This window comes from Vibrio sp. S457-15 (assembly GCF_000960545.1).
GTDB lineage: Bacteria > Pseudomonadota > Gammaproteobacteria > Enterobacterales > Vibrionaceae > Vibrio > Vibrio parahaemolyticus.
On sequence record NZ_JYOQ01000114.1, the window covers coordinates 322,347 to 338,443 of the forward strand.

15 protein-coding genes and 1 other annotated feature are annotated in these 16,097 nt (G+C 45.3%); of the genes, 6 read left to right on the forward strand and 9 right to left on the reverse strand.

Annotation, left to right across the window (positions count from 1 at the left end; genetic code table 11):
- Window positions 1–15 precede the first annotated feature (15 nt).
- From trpCF to UF05_RS10435, 5 genes are all read right to left on the reverse strand, one after another.
- Window positions 16–1,455: a bifunctional indole-3-glycerol-phosphate synthase TrpC/phosphoribosylanthranilate isomerase TrpF gene (gene trpCF, locus UF05_RS10415; RefSeq protein WP_023585311.1), complete on the reverse strand. Its 1,440-nt coding sequence runs from the start codon at window positions 1,453–1,455 to the stop codon at window positions 16–18.
- Between the two features lie 13 nt (window positions 1,456–1,468).
- Window positions 1,469–2,467 carry an anthranilate phosphoribosyltransferase gene (trpD, locus tag UF05_RS10420; RefSeq protein WP_023585312.1) on the reverse strand — a complete coding sequence of 333 codons (999 nt, stop codon included), beginning with the start codon at window positions 2,465–2,467 and terminating at the stop codon, window positions 1,469–1,471.
- Window positions 2,468–2,486: 19 nt separating this feature from the next.
- Entirely contained in the window at window positions 2,487–3,077 is a 591-nt protein-coding gene (locus tag UF05_RS10425; RefSeq protein ID WP_005465090.1) for an aminodeoxychorismate/anthranilate synthase component II, read from the reverse strand.
- A 5-nt stretch (window positions 3,078–3,082) separates the two neighbouring features.
- Entirely contained in the window at window positions 3,083–4,660 is a 1,578-nt protein-coding gene (locus tag UF05_RS10430) for an anthranilate synthase component 1 (RefSeq protein ID WP_021453408.1), read from the reverse strand.
- 125 nt (window positions 4,661–4,785) lie between these two features.
- Window positions 4,786–4,889, reverse strand: a sequence feature (Trp leader region).
- Window positions 4,836–4,961 (reverse strand): trp operon leader peptide, encoded by a 126-nt coding sequence (locus UF05_RS10435; RefSeq protein ID WP_005465085.1) that lies wholly within the window; start codon window positions 4,959–4,961, stop codon window positions 4,836–4,838. (Overlaps the previous feature by 54 nt.)
- 95 nt (window positions 4,962–5,056) lie before the next feature.
- Here UF05_RS10435 and rnm point away from each other — a divergent pair, with 95 nt between their 5' ends.
- Both rnm and UF05_RS10445 read left to right on the forward strand, forming a co-directional pair.
- Window positions 5,057–5,914: an RNase RNM gene (gene rnm, locus UF05_RS10440; protein WP_005465084.1), complete on the forward strand. Its 858-nt coding sequence runs from the start codon at window positions 5,057–5,059 to the stop codon at window positions 5,912–5,914.
- A gap of 109 nt (window positions 5,915–6,023) precedes the next feature.
- Complete coding sequence (locus UF05_RS10445; RefSeq protein ID WP_017448415.1) at window positions 6,024–6,644, forward strand: L-threonylcarbamoyladenylate synthase; 621 nt, start codon at window positions 6,024–6,026, stop codon at window positions 6,642–6,644.
- An 89-nt stretch (window positions 6,645–6,733) separates the two neighbouring features.
- On the opposite strand, the gene UF05_RS10450 is transcribed toward UF05_RS10445, so the two are convergent.
- A complete protein-coding gene (locus tag UF05_RS10450) occupies window positions 6,734–7,444 on the reverse strand; it encodes a calcium-binding protein (protein ID WP_005481620.1) in 711 nt (236 codons plus the stop codon).
- Between the two features lie 344 nt (window positions 7,445–7,788).
- Here UF05_RS10450 and rluB point away from each other — a divergent pair, with 344 nt between their 5' ends.
- The gene (gene rluB, locus UF05_RS10455; protein WP_005465081.1) at window positions 7,789–8,727 is read left to right on the forward strand and encodes a 23S rRNA pseudouridine(2605) synthase RluB; all 939 of its coding nucleotides are present in this window, start codon (window positions 7,789–7,791) and stop codon (window positions 8,725–8,727) included.
- A 150-nt stretch (window positions 8,728–8,877) separates the two neighbouring features.
- Here rluB and UF05_RS10460 read toward each other — a convergent pair whose 3' ends face one another.
- Both UF05_RS10460 and efpL read right to left on the reverse strand, forming a co-directional pair.
- A complete protein-coding gene (locus tag UF05_RS10460; RefSeq protein WP_045545759.1) occupies window positions 8,878–9,198 on the reverse strand; it encodes an HI1450 family dsDNA-mimic protein in 321 nt (106 codons plus the stop codon).
- A 2-nt stretch (window positions 9,199–9,200) separates the two neighbouring features.
- Window positions 9,201–9,767: an elongation factor P-like protein EfpL gene (gene efpL / locus UF05_RS10465; RefSeq protein WP_005465079.1), complete on the reverse strand. Its 567-nt coding sequence runs from the start codon at window positions 9,765–9,767 to the stop codon at window positions 9,201–9,203.
- A 186-nt stretch (window positions 9,768–9,953) separates the two neighbouring features.
- Between efpL and UF05_RS10470 the strand changes: the two genes are divergently transcribed.
- Window positions 9,954–10,721 (forward strand): nucleotidyltransferase domain-containing protein, encoded by a 768-nt coding sequence (locus tag UF05_RS10470; protein ID WP_017448417.1) that lies wholly within the window; start codon window positions 9,954–9,956, stop codon window positions 10,719–10,721.
- Here the strand turns inward: UF05_RS10470 and UF05_RS10475 are convergent.
- Window positions 10,718–13,081 (reverse strand): DNA polymerase II, encoded by a 2,364-nt coding sequence (locus UF05_RS10475; protein WP_045545760.1) that lies wholly within the window; start codon window positions 13,079–13,081, stop codon window positions 10,718–10,720. The genes UF05_RS10470 and UF05_RS10475 overlap by 4 nt on opposite strands.
- Before the next feature lie 499 nt (window positions 13,082–13,580).
- Here UF05_RS10475 and uvrY point away from each other — a divergent pair, with 499 nt between their 5' ends.
- Both uvrY and uvrC read left to right on the forward strand, forming a co-directional pair.
- A complete protein-coding gene (gene uvrY, locus UF05_RS10480; protein WP_005386783.1) occupies window positions 13,581–14,225 on the forward strand; it encodes a UvrY/SirA/GacA family response regulator transcription factor in 645 nt (214 codons plus the stop codon).
- Window position 14,226: 1 nt separating this feature from the next.
- Window positions 14,227–16,059 (forward strand): excinuclease ABC subunit UvrC, encoded by a 1,833-nt coding sequence (gene uvrC, locus UF05_RS10485; protein WP_024702982.1) that lies wholly within the window; start codon window positions 14,227–14,229, stop codon window positions 16,057–16,059.
- Window positions 16,060–16,097 lie beyond the last annotated feature (38 nt).

The window sequence follows — 16,097 nt, forward strand, 5'->3', positions numbered from 1 at the left end:
TAACTGCGAATAACTTTAGTAGTTGCGAATAGCGTGAAATGCGGCTTGCAACTTCTGTGAATCTTTTTTCCCCGGTGCGCTTTCTACTCCAGAGTTTAAATCTAATCCCAAGCAGCCTAATTTTGCTGCTTGCTGTGCATTTTCAGGCGACAGTCCACCTGCCAGCATGATTTGACTTGGATCGCCGATCAAAGACCAGTCGAACACGTGGCCTGTGCCGCCAGTTTGAGTACCAACTTGAGCATCCAGCAGGTGACGGTCAATGTTGTCCGATAGCAAGGATGGCTTTGTATCCGCCACGCCGTAGGCTTTCCAAATCTCGACGCCAACGGGTAGTTCTGTTTTGAGCTGGTTTACGTACTCTTGATCTTCTTGCCCATGTAACTGCACGGCTTTTAAACCCAAAGACGTTACGATTGAGGCGACATAATCAACGTCGTGATTTTGGAACACGCCAACATAATTAAGTGGCGCGCCGCTCATGGTTAGGCGAGCACTTTCAAAATCGACCGCTCGTTTTGATTTCTCAACGAAAATCAGACCACCAAATACTGCGCCTGCTTGATACGCTTTTGCCGCATCATCTGGGTGAGTCAGACCGCAAACCTTATTTTCACCTAGCGTTACTTTACGAACCGCAAGTTCTAAGTTGTCTTCCGCCATTAGCGAGCTGCCAATCAAAAAGCCGTCTGCATATTCTGCTAAGTCACGAACTTGTTGATGAGTGTAAATGCCAGACTCTGAAATAACCGTTGCGTTTGGTGCAAGCTTACGAATGGTTGGCGCAAGCTCTTTAGTTCGGTTTAAATCCGTTGTTAAGTCGCGCAAGTTGCGGTTGTTTATACCGATAACTTTAGCGCCAAGCTGAACTGCGCGGTGAAGCTCTTCTTCGTTGCTGACTTCCGTTAAAATGCCCATGTTTAGGCTGTGCGCAGCTTCTTCTAACGCTTTGTACTCTTCGTCATTCAGTACCGAAAGCATGAGCAATACCGCATCCGCGCCATAATGACGAGCAAGGTAAACTTGGTAGGTATCGACCATGAAGTCCTTACACAACACTGGCTGTTTCACTTGTCGGCGAACTTGAGGCAGAAAATCGAAGCTACCCTGGAAGTATTTTTCATCGGTCAGAACCGAGATCGCGTCTGCGTAGTTGTTGTAAACCGACGCGATGTAGTCCAAATCGAAGTCGTTGCGGATAAGGCCTTTTGATGGCGATGCCTTTTTGCATTCTGTAATGAATACGGTTTTATCGCCACTCAATGCATCATAAAAACTGCGATCTGACGGCAATAGATCCGACTGAAAAGTACTCAAATGCTGTGATGCTTTTCGCTCTGCTACCCATTGGTATTTATCGCGAACAATTTTGGCAAGCACTTCCGCCATTTCTGCTTCTTTTTTTGAGACGTGCTCTGATAAGTTGTTTGCTTGCTGGGTGTTGAAGTCAGTCATCTTCATCTGTTCCTTAAGCGTGCGCGGCAAGTTGCTGTACCAATTGGTAAGCTTTGCCTGAGTTCATAGCCTCGATCGCTTGCTGCGTGTTGGCTTTTAAATCTTCGTGGCCGAATAAACGCATTAGAAGTGCGACGTTAACCGCGACTGCGCCTAGTTGTGCGTCTGTACCTTTACCCGTCAGAATGTTGGTGATTATTGCTTTGTTTTCTTCCGGGTCGCCGCCTTTAATGGCTTCTAGCGGGTGAGACTCTAGACCAAAATCTTCTGGCGATAGGGTGTATTCAGTGATCTTGCCATCTTTGATTTCGGCAACCGTTGTTGTACCGTGAATGGCCACTTCATCCAATCCGCTACCATGTACGACAGCGGCGCGCTTCATACCCATTTGTAGCATGGTTTCTGCGATAGGACGAACCAGTTCTTCACTGTAGACGCCCATTAGTTCGATGTTTGGACGTGCAGGGTTAATCAACGGGCCAAGAATGTTGAAAATGGTGCGCGTTTTCATGGTTTGGCGCACAGGCATCGCGTGGCGAACGCCTCCGTGATATTGAGGCGCGAACAAGAAGGCAACGCCAATGTCGTCAACCGCTTTGCGGGTGTCTTCAGCACTCATTGCTAGGTTGATGCCAAACGAGTCCAGTAAGTCAGAAGAGCCCGATTTACTTGATACGCTGCGGTTGCCGTGTTTCGCGACCTTTAGGCCACACGCTGCGGCAACAAAGGCGGCCGTCGTCGAGATATTGATAGTATTGTGACCATCGCCCCCTGTTCCTACGATGTCTGCAAAGTCGTAATCAGGGCGAGGGAACGGGTTCGCATTCGCCAGTAGGGCTTTTGCTGCACCGGCAATTTCATCAGGCGTTTCGCCTTTGATCTTTAATGCAGTTAATGCCGATGCCATTAAAATTGGATCAAGCTCGCCGCGAATAATAATGTCGAATAGCTGTTGGCTTTCTTCTTGAGTCAGTGATTGCTGTTCGTACAGTTTGTTGATGATTGCTTCCATAGTTTCTCTCCCCATTTCCTTATGCGTTATTTTTCTCAAGCGCCCATTCAATCGCGTTGCCCAACAAGGTTGCGCCGTAAGTCGTCATTATTGACTCTGGGTGGAACTGAAATCCGCAAACTTTATCTTGTTCGTGCACAACAGACATGACCAAATTGTCGACTTCGGCAGTGATGGTCAGGCTGTCTGGTACCTTTGTCGCCACTAAAGAGTGGTAACGCGCAATTGCAAGTGGCGATGGCAGATTTTGATAAATTGCGTGGTCTTGGTGCTCCATCATAGAGACCTTACCGTGAATGATTTCACCAGCGCCAGCGACAGTACCGCCGTACGCTTCAACAATCGCTTGGTGACCAAGACAAATACCAATCATTGGCACTTTGCCTTTCATTCGTTGAATCAGCTCTGGCATCGAACCTGCTTCTGATGGCGCACCTGGCCCCGGTGATAGCAGAACGACGGGGTTTTCGAGCTCGTTTATTGCTTGTTCGATGGTTTCTGCCGGAATGTGGTTACGATAAATTTTGACTGAGTGACCTAATGAGCGGAATTGGTCCACAAGGTTATAGGTGAACGAGTCAAAGTTATCGATGAATACGATGTTCGCCATGTCTGCTACTCCTTGTTCGCAGGTTGAGAATGCGCTGCTTGAATAGCAGAGATAACCGCTTGAGCTTTTCCGCGTGTTTCATCGGCTTCCGCTTGAGGGTCAGAATCGAATACCACGCCTGCACCTGCTTGTACTTGAGCAATGCCGTTTTCCACGTAAGCCGAGCGAATCACGATACAAGTGTCGAGCGTGCCTTCTCCGGTCAGATAGCCTACCGCTCCGCCATAGCTGCCACGACGAGCACCTTCAACATCGCGAATCAGTTGCATTGCACGAATTTTTGGCGCCCCAGTTAACGTGCCCATGTTCATACAAGCTTGGTAAGCGTGCAAAGCATCAAGGTCATCGCGCAACTGGCCAACCACGCGGGACACCAAGTGCATAACATGGCTATAGCGGTCGACTTTTAGGAGATCGGCAACATGACGAGTACCAGCTTGCGAGATGCGCGCTACATCATTACGAGCTAGGTCTACCAACATCATATGTTCAGCGTTCTCTTTTTTGTCGCTACGTAGTTCAAGTTCAATACGGCTATCTAAATCAAAGTCGATTTCGCCATTTGGACGTTTACCGCGACGGCGAGTCCCCGCAATTGGGTAGATTTCTATTTGGTTGGTGTCGGTTTCATACTTCAAGGCACTTTCTGGCGACGCACCAAACAAAGTGAACAGCTCATCTTGCATGTAGAACATGTAAGGGCTTGGGTTGCTTTGCTTTAGCTCTTTGTAAGCTGCTAGCGGAGAAGGGCAAGGCAATGTGAATCGACGAGAAGGAACCACTTGGAAAATATCGCCTTTTACCACGAATTCTTTTAGATCACGGACGATTTGACAGAAATCTTGATCCGAAACGCTTGGTTGAGCTGTGATATTGGCCACTTGCGTTGCGTCTGGAAGACGCTTTGGCGATGTGCATTGAGCTCGGATATCTTCGATTCGACTTTCTAGCGCTGCTTTTTGCGAGCCGTCAACGAACAATGTTGCTTGCAGTTGGCAGGATTCTGTTTGGTGATCTACAACCAGCAATGTTTCCGCAACATAGAAGACGTAATCCGGACACTGGTTTGTTGCTACCGCGTTTCCTAATGGTTCGAAGTTCGCCACCAAGTCATACGCAAATAGGCCACCAAGGAAAATGGCATGTTTGTCTTGCGAAGAAAGATCAAAACTGTGCTGTACCAAACGAAGCGCATCAAAAGAAGAGGCTTCTCGTAGACGAGAATCTTCATCAATCGTATCGCATGGTTGGATGAATCCTAAAGTCAGTGTTTCGCCGTCAAATTGGCTTGCGACTTCGCCACGTACGTTTTGATTCAAATGCGTCAGTAGGTTTTTGCCGTTCTCCGTTAGAGCATGAAAGCTGACGGTATGTCCATAACAAACGATGCGAACCGCAGAATCGACGATTAACAGCGATTTGAGATTCTGTTTAGAATCAATTTCAGCCGATTCTAAAAGCAAGCTATCCGTTTTGTTCTCACAAATAGTATGGAACAGACGGGTTGGGTCTTGAGTGTAAGGAACAGAAGCTTTTAATACTTCCAGTTGTCCAAGTTTCTTAATTTCAATGGCCTTGTTCACAAGACCTCCTTGTAGCTGTTTTAATCGTCCTGCAGTACATAGTCGCATAAAGCAAACGTTCTCCCAATCAAGAGTTGGTCATATCCGATTAATGTTTAGGCAGTTGAATGTGAGTTGGGCGACAAAATAAAAAGCCCGCTTGAGTAGCGGGCTTTATGACGTTTGTTTTTCTAAACTAGAAGTACACGTTAGCCCACCAAGAACTTGTCCAAGTGCGCCACCAAGCAAGATCTGCTGAGTTTGTCTTATTAAGACAAACAGCAACTTTCGCTTTTTGGTTCTGGTTAAATTCTTGTAACATAGTGAGCCTTAAATTACGTGCTTTGTATTTGTGTACTAGTTAACTAGTGCGAGAGTAAAAAGTCAACCCCAAAACAGCATTAAAACGACAAAAATATGAGAATTGATTTACATAGTCACACCACGGCGTCCGATGGTCGATTAGAACCGAAAGATTTAGTGGATAGGGCACTGGGTTTTGATATCGAGGTTTTGGCGATTACAGATCACGACACGGTTGACGGTTTAGCGCGTGCCAAACAATACGTTGAAGAGAACGACTTGCCGATAAAAATCATTAACGGTATTGAAATATCAACCGTTTGGCAGAATAAAGATATCCATATCGTTGGTTTGAATATTGATCCTGAAAATCCTGCATTAGCGGCATTGATTGAGCAACAAAAGCAACATCGTGTGGCTCGTTCTGAGCTGATCGCTTCTCGTCTGCAAAAGGCCACTCGTGAAGGGGTGTTAGAAGAAGTTCAGCAACTGGCTGGTGACGCGCCGATTACCCGAGCTCACTTTGCTAAGTGGTTAGTTGATAATGGTTATGCGAAAACCATGCAAATGGTGTTCAAAAAGTATCTCACTCGCAATAACCCAGGTTATGTACCGCCAAATTGGTGTTCAATGAAAGAGGCTGTCGATGCTATCCATGCCGCTGGTGGTAAAGCGGTATTGGCGCATCCGGGCAGATATCAGTTGACAGCAAAGTGGATTAAGCGTCTTCTAGCTGCGTTTGTTGAAGCTAACGGAGATGCAATGGAAGTTGCTCAACCGCAGCAAGCACAACAAGAAAGACGCAACTTGGCTGATTATGCTATACAATACAAACTATTAGCCTCTCAAGGCAGCGATTTTCACTATCCATCTCCTTGGATGGAATTAGGCAGAAACCTGTGGTTACCTGCAGGTGTTGAACCCGTTTGGAAAGATTGGGGCATCGATCCTTCGTTGGATGTATCCAAGTAACGTCAAGACGTTAGTTTCAGCGAGAATGACTTGGGTATAATGCTCAACAAGACGGCATTCAAGCTCCACAAAAATATAGAGCCGAGAGGCTCGATAATGAGGAATTACAATGAGCCAGTTTTTTTACGTTCATCCAGAAAACCCACAGGCTCGCTTGATCAATCAAGCAGTAGCAATCATTCGTAATGGCGGTGTCGTGGTTTACCCGACAGATTCAGGGTATGCACTTGGTTGCCAATTGGAGAACAAACAAGCGCTAGAGCGCATTTGTCAGATTCGTCGCTTAGATGATAAGCACAACTTCACGTTGTTGTGTCGCGATTTGTCAGAAATTTCTCTGTATGCGCGCGTGGACAACGGAGCATTTCGACTACTGAAAAACAACACTCCTGGTCCTTACACGTTCATCTTCAAAGGTACGAAGGAAGTTCCTCGTCGCTTGATGAATGCGAAACGTAAGACTATCGGTATCCGTGTGCCAAATAACCAAATCGCATTGGATCTTCTCGAAGCACTGGGTGAGCCATTGATGTCAACGTCATTGATTCTGCCTGGTAGCGATGTGACAGAGTCTGATCCGGAAGATATCCGCGACAAACTTGAACATGCAGTTGATGTGATCCTGAATGGTGGTTACTTAGGTGAGCAACCTACTACAGTGATTGACTTCAGCGAAGGTGATCCAGAAGTGGTTCGAATTGGTTCTGGCGATCCATCACCATTCGAATAAGTTGAAATACCAACATAAACAAAAGGAGGCTATCAGCCTCCTTTTTCATTATTTATACTTGAGCAGTGTTTACGCCGAGTAAAGATGGCTTATGCGAATTCGAAAATGTCGATACCGTGGTGTTCAGCATAGTTTATGTAAGCTGAATTAACGCCATTTAGCGTGACTTCTACGTTGTATTCTTCGCTAGAGAATACTGCCCAACCACATTCGTTGTAGCTAAGGGTCAGATCATCCGCTGAATCTAGGAAAGTATCGCGAATGCCATCACCATCTGTATCTTTACCCAAATCAAAGACCAGTTTGTCGTGGAAGATATTAAAGTCGAGAACATCGGCTTCTATCTCAATGTCATTGGAGGATACCGGTTGATCAGGAACGCCAATCGCCAGACGGTTGGTAAAGACAAATGTGTCGTCACCACAGCCCCCGCTCAACACTGACTCGCCATCGCCGACCACAAGCGTATCGTTACCCCAGCCCCCACTGAGGAAGTTGTTGCCTGAATAGTCGAAAATAACATCATCACCGCATCCACCGAACAATGAATCATTACCTAGACCGCCTGAGATGAAGTCATTCCCAAAACCGCCAGAAATAAAATCGTTGCCACGACCGCCTAGCAGAGTGTCGTCTCCCCAGCCGCCAAAAATATAATCATTGCCGCCGTAGCCTACAAACTTATCGTTACCGCCAAATCCGAAAAAGATGTCGGTGGTTTCAGATCCTTTTGTTCCTGTTAAATCGTCATCTCCGGATGTGCCAAAAATCCAATTTAGGTCAAGATTTGTCTTAGACATTTTTTATTCCTTTTATCTGATTACCATAGCCAGCAAGCTAAATGGGTTATTGTTGTTATAACCCTGACAATTTTATCAGCTGAGACCGTTTGAAAGAGGATAGGAACGACCCATAATAGTTCGATTCTGCATGGGAATATCTCATACTTAGTAGGACAAAAGTTGGGCCGAGAATTTGTCTTGAACGGTAAATTGTGGGCGGAGAATTGGCAGGATTTCACTTACATTAAATGCAAGAATCGCGTATAATGACCGACCGAAAAAATCCCATCTACATGGGTAACTTGCACAATGAAGGCCAATTCTGGTCTCGACGTCTGTGAAGACGACACATAGGTAGATAAATGAGCGAAAAGTTACAAAAAGTATTAGCACGTGCTGGACACGGTTCTCGTCGTGAGATCGAATCGTTAATTAAATCCGGACGCGTAAGCGTGAACGGTGTGGTCGCTAAACTTGGTGAAAGACTGGAAGATGAGAGCAGTGTAGTTCGTATCGATGGTCACATTGTATCTGCAAAGGTTCAAGAAGAAGTGATCTGTCGTGTACTTGCGTACTACAAGCCTGAGGGTGAGCTGTGTACTCGTCATGACCCAGAAGGCCGTCGCACGGTTTTCGACCGTCTGCCAAAAATTCGTGGCTCTCGTTGGATCTCTGTTGGTCGTTTGGATGCAAACACGTCTGGTCTGCTACTTTTCACTACTGATGGTGAATTAGCAAACCGTCTAATGCACCCAAGTCGCCAAGTTGAGCGTGAATACCTAGTGCGTGTGTTTGGTGAAGTAACCGAACAAAAAGTTCGTAATCTAGTAAAAGGGGTTGAACTGGAAGACGGTTTAGCTCGCTTTGAAGACGTTGTCTACGCAGGTGGTGAAGGTATGAACCACACTTTCTACGTAGTGATCAACGAAGGTCGTAACCGCGAAGTTCGTCGTCTATGGGAATCTCAAGAGTGTACCGTTAGCCGTCTGAAACGTGTTCGTTACGGTGATATCTTCCTAGACAAAAAACTGCCTCGTGGCGGTTGGATGGAACTGGATCTGAAAGAAGTAAACTACCTGCGTGAGCTTGTAGAACTTCGCCCAGAGAAAGAAACCATGCTAGATTTGAGCAAGGATAATACGTCACGTAAGCGTGAACGTGCTCGCAGCCAAAAAATCCGCCGCGCGGTTAAGCGCCATGAAGAACGTGTAAGCACGTCTAAAGGTCGCAGCAACAATCCTGCTCGTCGTAAGCCAAAGAAAAATGCTGGCGAACAAGGTGCACGCAACAAGCATCGTTAATCGAGAGCGAAAAACGAAAATCAGAAAGGCTTGCCAATTGGCAAGCCTTTTTCTTATACACAAAAAGGCCAGTTTTCTATCTTCGGTGATGTTTGAAAATAAAAAAACACCAGCACTAGGCTGGTGTTTTTATTCATAAGAGAAGGAGCGTTAGTCGCGCTTCCAAAGCATATGGCAGAACTTATGTTCTGGGTCTCGGCTGATTAGCATACGAGCGAATACGTCATCAAGTACGTCATTTTCTTCGTTTACTAGGCCGATTCTAACTTCTGCATACGCTTCTTTGTCGACCTCAAAGCCCACATGTTCAACCCAGTCTTCACCAGTTTCAACAAGTTCTGCGGCACCGCGATCTTCAAATTGAGCAGTAAACAGAATGACATCAGCTGGCTCTAGATTGTCTGGAGCCATTTCAAGGAAGATGTCGTACGCTGCGTCGATAACGTCGTCGTAAGAAATCAAATCAGACATGCTTATGCTCGGCTCATGTATTTACGTTCAGCAGTGTTGATAACTACACGGTCACCAGTTGCGATGTATTCTGGAACTTGAACCACTAGACCTGAAGCAAAACGCGCAGGTTTAGTACGAGCAGAAGCTGAAGCACCTTTGATTGAAGGGTCAGTTTCTTCGATGACTAGTTCAACAGAAGAAGGCAGTTCAAGACCTACAGCAGAACCGTCCACAAGGATAATGTGAATACCTTGCGTGTCTTCGTTGATGAACAACATGTCGTCTTCAACTTCATTGTGTTTGAATGTGTACTGTGAGTAGTCTTCGTTATCCATAAAGATATGCTCATCGCCGTCAGCGTATGAGTACACAACTGCACGTTTGTTCATCTCAACTGTTTCTACAACGTCATCAGACTTGTAACGCTCGTCTACGCGTGCGCCAGTTGTTAGATCTGTACAACGCATTTTGTAGATTTTAGCGCCGCCACGACCGCCAGGAGTCGTTACTTCGATGTCTTTAACTAGAAGAGTTTTACCATTAGACTCGATTGCGAAGCCTTTTTTGATTTCACTTGCCTTTGGCATTGTATATTCCTATTCATACTTATTAAGCAAAACTCGCTGATTATAGCGCTAAGTTTGTTGTGTGGCACCAAAATTCATCGTGATTGTTGAATCAAGATTAAACGTTTGATTAGGGTTGATTCCGAATAGGGGCTAGGGGATCATAAGCGAATCTTACTGACAAACTTTGAGCGCGCTTTTTAATCCATGTCTCTTCCAGTTATCGATCCTAAACAACCTTTTCAACCAGAGTTTGCTCCTTTAATCAAAGAAGTGTTGATGTGCCTAACAGGCGGTCTAGGGCAAAATCTTCACAGCGTTTATGTGTACGGAAGTGTTGCGCGAAAAACGGCAATAGCAGGAAAGTCCAACCTGGATTTAGTTGTGGTGACAAAGTCGACGTTTGAGAACAACCGAGCGACGCTGCTCAATACTATAAAGTGGCGAGCTCAGCAAGATCACCCGCAAGTCAAGGGAGTGGCGATAAGAACGGCACTTGTTAGCGAAGTTGCCAATCTTGATAGCATTTTTACTTGGGGCTTTATGCTCAAGCACTGCTGTGTTTGTGTGCATGGCGATGACTTGGCTGATTGTTTTGGCGACTATGTGCCGAGTTGGGAAATTGCTAAGCACTGGAATATGGATGTTGAAGAATGGCTAGCAGTGTATCGAGCTAAGATTGTTCAGGCGACAAGCCTTGAGGAGCAAGTTCGTGCGCAGGTAGTCATCGCTAAAAAGTTATTAAGAGCTTCTTACTCTTTGGTGATGTATCGCGATAAGCGCTGGTTTGATGATCCAATAGAATGTGGTGAAGTGTTTTTGCAATATCATCCCGAGAAAAAACTGGAGATTGACCGCCTCTGCATATTGTTATCTGGAAGGCCAATTCCCAAGCGTTCGGTCATTGGCCTAATTGATGCTTTCGGTGGCTGGCTCGTGAAGCAGTACCAAAAGACTGAGTTTCGTATTGGTTAGAACAGTCCCATCTGTGGTGCTGAGAGGGTTTCAAAGTCTGTGCCGATAAATGGCAGAATCGCATCTGCAACAGGCTTTAGCTGCTTGTCGATGTAGTGCTGGTAGTCGATAGGACTGTTACGGTATTCATGAGGCTCAGGGCCATTTAGGGTAATCAAATACTCTATGCGCCCACGATTTTGATACTGTAAAGGTCGACCAAGCTTGGCATTAATGTCGTCGGCTAAACGTGCTGCACGCACTTGAGGTGGAATGTTTTTTTGGTACTCATGCAGCTTTCGGCGTAGTCGCTTTTGATAAACCAATTGGTCATCAAACTCCCCATTATTGGTTTTTTCTACTACTTCACGCACATAGTCACTCGGGTCTTCGCCGTGAAATACCATTCGATAGAGCGTGTTTTGGAATTTTTGCGCTAATGGCGTCCAGTCGGTACGCGCACTTTCTAGCCCTTTGAATACAATGCGCTCTTGTTCTCCTTCACCAATTAAACCCGCATAACGTTTTTTCGAGCCCGTTTCCGCGCCACGAATAGTTGGCATCAGAAACTTGCGGTAGTGAGTTTCATATTCAATTTCAAGCATTGAAGTGAGGTTGTACTCAGCGCGAAGATGCTCTTGCCACCAAGAGTTTATGTATTCAACCAAGTGATTGCCGACTTCATCCGCTTTCGCTTGGCTGTATGAACCATTCAAAGAGACAAATGTTGAGTCTGTGTCTCCATAAATCACTTGATAGCCTTTGTTTTCAATCAGCACTTTAGTTTGCTTCATGATTTCATGCCCACGCATGGTAATACTGGAAGCTAATCGAGTATCAAAGAAACGACATCCCGATGAGCCCAATACGCCATAAAACGAGTTCATGATGATTTTGATTGCTTGAGAAAAGGCTTTCTCGTTGTTTTTCTTCGCAACATCTCGTGCCGCCCAAAGCTTTTCGATCATCTCTGGCAAAAAGTGTTTCGAACGATGAAACTGACCACCACGAAAACCAGGCACGGCTTGATCGTCATCCTTACCAATGTCCAGTAATAAACCTTCGACCAAACCCATTGGGTCGATCAGGAAAGAGCGAATAATAGAGGGATATAGACTCTTAAAATCCAGCACTAAAACTGAGTCATAAAGGCTAGGGATAGAGTCCATTACGTAACCGCCGGGACTCGCAATCCAGTTTTCAGGGTGCAAATTGGGTGCGACGTAACCTGCTCGATGAATTTGTGGCAAATAAAGATTGGTGAACGCCGCGACTGAGCCTCCGACGCGATCCAACTCAACTCCCGTCAACCTCGACCGTTCAATAGCAAACGCGAGGAGATGAGTGTGCTCGAAGATTTTGTTTACCAGCACGCAGTCTTGCAGGTTGTATTTGGCAAGTGAAGGCTTATCGGAGCGATACATGCGATTGATTTCGTCCATACGGTCATGCACGTTATGGATCTCTTTACCTTCACCGAGTAGTTCTTGTGACACCGATTCTAACGACCAAGACCGAAAGTGATAAGTTGCGGTTTTTAGTGTATCGATGCCATCGAGTACTACACGTCCAGGTATTGAGATAAACCCCTGTTGGCTTTGGGATGAGCTACGAAAGAAGCTTGGCTGATCGGCGCGACCCAACATCAACTTCATGTTGTGCCATTCCGCACGTTTATGAAGGAGACGAAAATCGAAGTCGATAACGTTCCAACCAACAATAACATCAGGATCGAACGACTTAAACCAAGCAATCAATGCTTCGAGTAGTGCTTTTTCATTTTGAACCCATTGAATATTTGTTTCAGCTGGTTCTGGTTCTCCAATCATAATGACTCGAGAGTCATGAGGGCTATCCAAACCGATGGAGTATAGAATGCCTTTTTCTGAACACTCCAAGTCTAGCGAAACGACATGCAACTTAGGCTCATAGTCACCACTTCGACACTTTGCATTCTGGATACGATGAAAGCCATTTCGCGATTGCTGATGACCTGTAAACTCCACACTCCCTTTAATAAAGCGCTCCATTAGATAGCGGTCAGCGAGTCGTATATCGCCTTCGTAAGTCACGATATCTTGCTGTGAGAGCAGATCTTGTAATACGAGTGCTTCTTTGGTTACTTTCGTATAGCAAGCTGCGAGAGGGGTATGCTCGAACGTTTTCAGTTCAAGAGTTCGAATTTCAACTTGAATACTTTTCGATAGCGCCAGGTTTTGGGTTTGCTCAATGTACTCTTGAGCGATGAAGAACACGGGTTTCTCACCATTGATCAATAGTTGAGTCGGACCTGCTTCTGTCGCGAGCCACAACTCTATCTGAGTTTGGCCTTTGATGTCTCGTGCTTGGCGAGTAAGTAGGAAACCTTGTTGGATGTTCAAAAGAGAGAAACCTTATAAATTTTTCAAGTCGCCATTCTAACATTATGGACTGTAAAAATAACCAGTAATAGAAAATGGAATTAGATACTTCAGCATAGTTACTTCTGGCTTGTTTAATCGGAGGTTTTTAGCAATTACAAATGGCTTAAAAAAGGATTTCTAGTTAACGATCTCTGTATATTAAACCACCAGATCTGCCAGTTGTTTTCTCGTTTGCAAGTTAAGTGATTCTCATATATCGAGGTTATATGGATATAGATACTTGATTTGTTGGGGGTAATGTTGTTAATTAGTTTTTCCTAGATTTCGGCTCTGCACATCACGCTCTGAAATAATAGAGTGGTTTATGAATAAGTTCTTGCTAAAGTTTGCGTTTCAGCACATATTCATAGAAAGCAATTTTTTGCCAAATACGTTAGTATATAGGCAGTCATACTGATATCCACATTTAGTAAAATTATGTGGGTGCAGAGCCAATAAAAAGTGTGGAGATACAAGTTTGATTAATGTTTTCCTTGTAGATGATCACGAGCTGGTTCGCACAGGGATACGACGTATTATTGAAGACGTCCGTGGAATGAACGTAGCAGGAGAAGCTGACAGCGGTGAAGATGCAGTGAAATGGTGTCGCAGTAATCATGCTGACGTCGTTTTAATGGACATGAACATGCCTGGGATTGGCGGCTTGGAAGCCACCAAGAAAATTCTTCGCGTGAATCCAGATGTGAAAATCATCGTACTAACCGTTCATACGGAAAATCCGTTTCCAACCAAAGTGATGCAGGCTGGTGCTTCTGGTTATTTAACCAAAGGTGCAGGGCCGGATGAAATGGTAAATGCAATTCGTGTGGTCAATAGTGGGCAGCGTTACATCTCTCCAGAGATAGCGCAGCAAATGGCATTGAGCCAGTTCTCACCTGCCTCTGAAAACCCATTTAAAGATTTGTCCGAACGTGAACTGCAAATCATGCTTATGATCACGAAAGGTCAGAAAGTAACGGATATTTCTGAGCAACTTAACTTAAGTCCAAAGACAGTCAACAGCTACCGCTATCGACTGTTTAGCAAGCTGGACATTAATGGTGACGTTGAGTTAACACACTTAGCGATTCGCCACGGAATGCTGGACACCGAGACCCTTTAGTGTGAATCCTCCTTTCGATTCGGCTTCCTTTCTCAAGACAGTAACTCATCAGCCCGGCGTGTACCGCATGTACAACGCCGATGCTGTTGTCATTTACGTCGGTAAAGCCAAAGATCTTCAAAAACGCCTTTCTAGTTACTTTCGCAAAAAAGTCGACAGTGAAAAAACACGCGCTTTGGTGAGCAATATTGCCAAAATAGATGTCACGGTGACGCATACCGAGACAGAAGCGCTGATTCTCGAACACAATTACATCAAGCAGTATTTACCGAAATACAACGTGCTTCTGCGTGATGACAAATCGTACCCTTATATATTCATTAGCGGTCATAAACATCCGAGATTGTCGATGCACCGTGGGGCCAAGAAGCGTAAAGGCGAGTATTTTGGTCCTTACCCTGACTCAGGGGCGGTACGAGAAACGCTGCACTTGCTGCAAAAAATATTTCCTGTTAGACAGTGTGAAGATACGGTTTACTCCAATCGAACGCGCCCTTGCTTGATGTATCAAATTGGTCGCTGCGCTGGCCCGTGTGTTAGCTCGATTATCTCAGATGAAGAGTATGCTGAGCTGGTGGGTTTTGTTCGTCTATTTCTGCAAGGTAAAGATCAGCAAGTACTGAAGCAGTTGATAGAGAAAATGGAGGTTGCTAGTCAGCAACTTCGGTTTGAAGACGCGGCAAAGTTTCGTGATCAGATACAAGCGATAAGACGAGTCCAAGAACAGCAATATGTATCGGAAGACAGCATGGACGATATGGATGTGCTGGGTTTTGCGCAAGAGAACGGCATTGCTTGCATCCACATATTGATGATTCGTCAGGGTAAAGTGTTAGGCAGTCGCAGTCATTTCCCTAAGATTCCTCAAAACACGAGCCAACAAGAGGTATTCGATAGCTTTTTGACTCAGTACTACCTGAGCCACAATGAGGCGCGAACAATCCCATCTCGAATAATACTGAACCAAGAGTTGGCCGACGATCTCGAATCCATTCAAAAAGCACTGAGTGAAGTCGCAGGGCGTAAGGTTCATTTCCATACTTCTCCGACTGGTGCGAGAGGGAGATATCTTAAGCTGTCTAATACCAATGCACTTACTGCCATCACGACAAAAATCAACCATAAGATGACGATCAACCAACGTTTCAAAGCACTTCGCGAGACGCTGGGAATGGAGTCTATTATGAGGATGGAGTGTTTTGATATTTCCCATACGATGGGCGAGAGCACTATCGCATCATGTGTGGTCTTCAACAACGAAGGTCCGGTAAAGCAAGAATATCGACGCTATAACATTACTGGAATCACGGGGGGCGATGATTATGCAGCGATGGGGCAGGCGTTAGAGCGTCGCTACTCAAAGCAGTTGGATGTAGAAAAAATCCCAGACATCATCTTTATTGATGGTGGTAAAGGTCAGTTAAATCGTGCGCATGAAATCATCGCCCAGTATTGGGGAGATTGGCCTAAGCGACCAATCATGATTGGTATTGCCAAAGGTGTAACACGTAAACCTGGCCTTGAAACCTTAATTACGGTCGATGGCGAAGAGTTCAACTTACCTAGTGACGCTCCAGCGCTACATTTGATTCAACATATTCGCGATGAGAGTCATAATCATGCGATTGCGGGTCACAGAGCGAAACGTGGTAAAACTCGACGTACAAGCGCGTTGGAGGGGATTGAAGGTGTTGGGCCAAAACGACGCCAAGCTTTATTGAAATACATGGGTGGATTGCAGGAACTTAAGCGCGCAAGTGTTGAAGAAATCGCCAAAGTACCGGGAATTAGTCACTCTTTAGCAGAAATTATTTTCCAAGCATTGAAACAATAAGGAAAATCCAGCAACATAAACACGCAATGTGTAAGAGA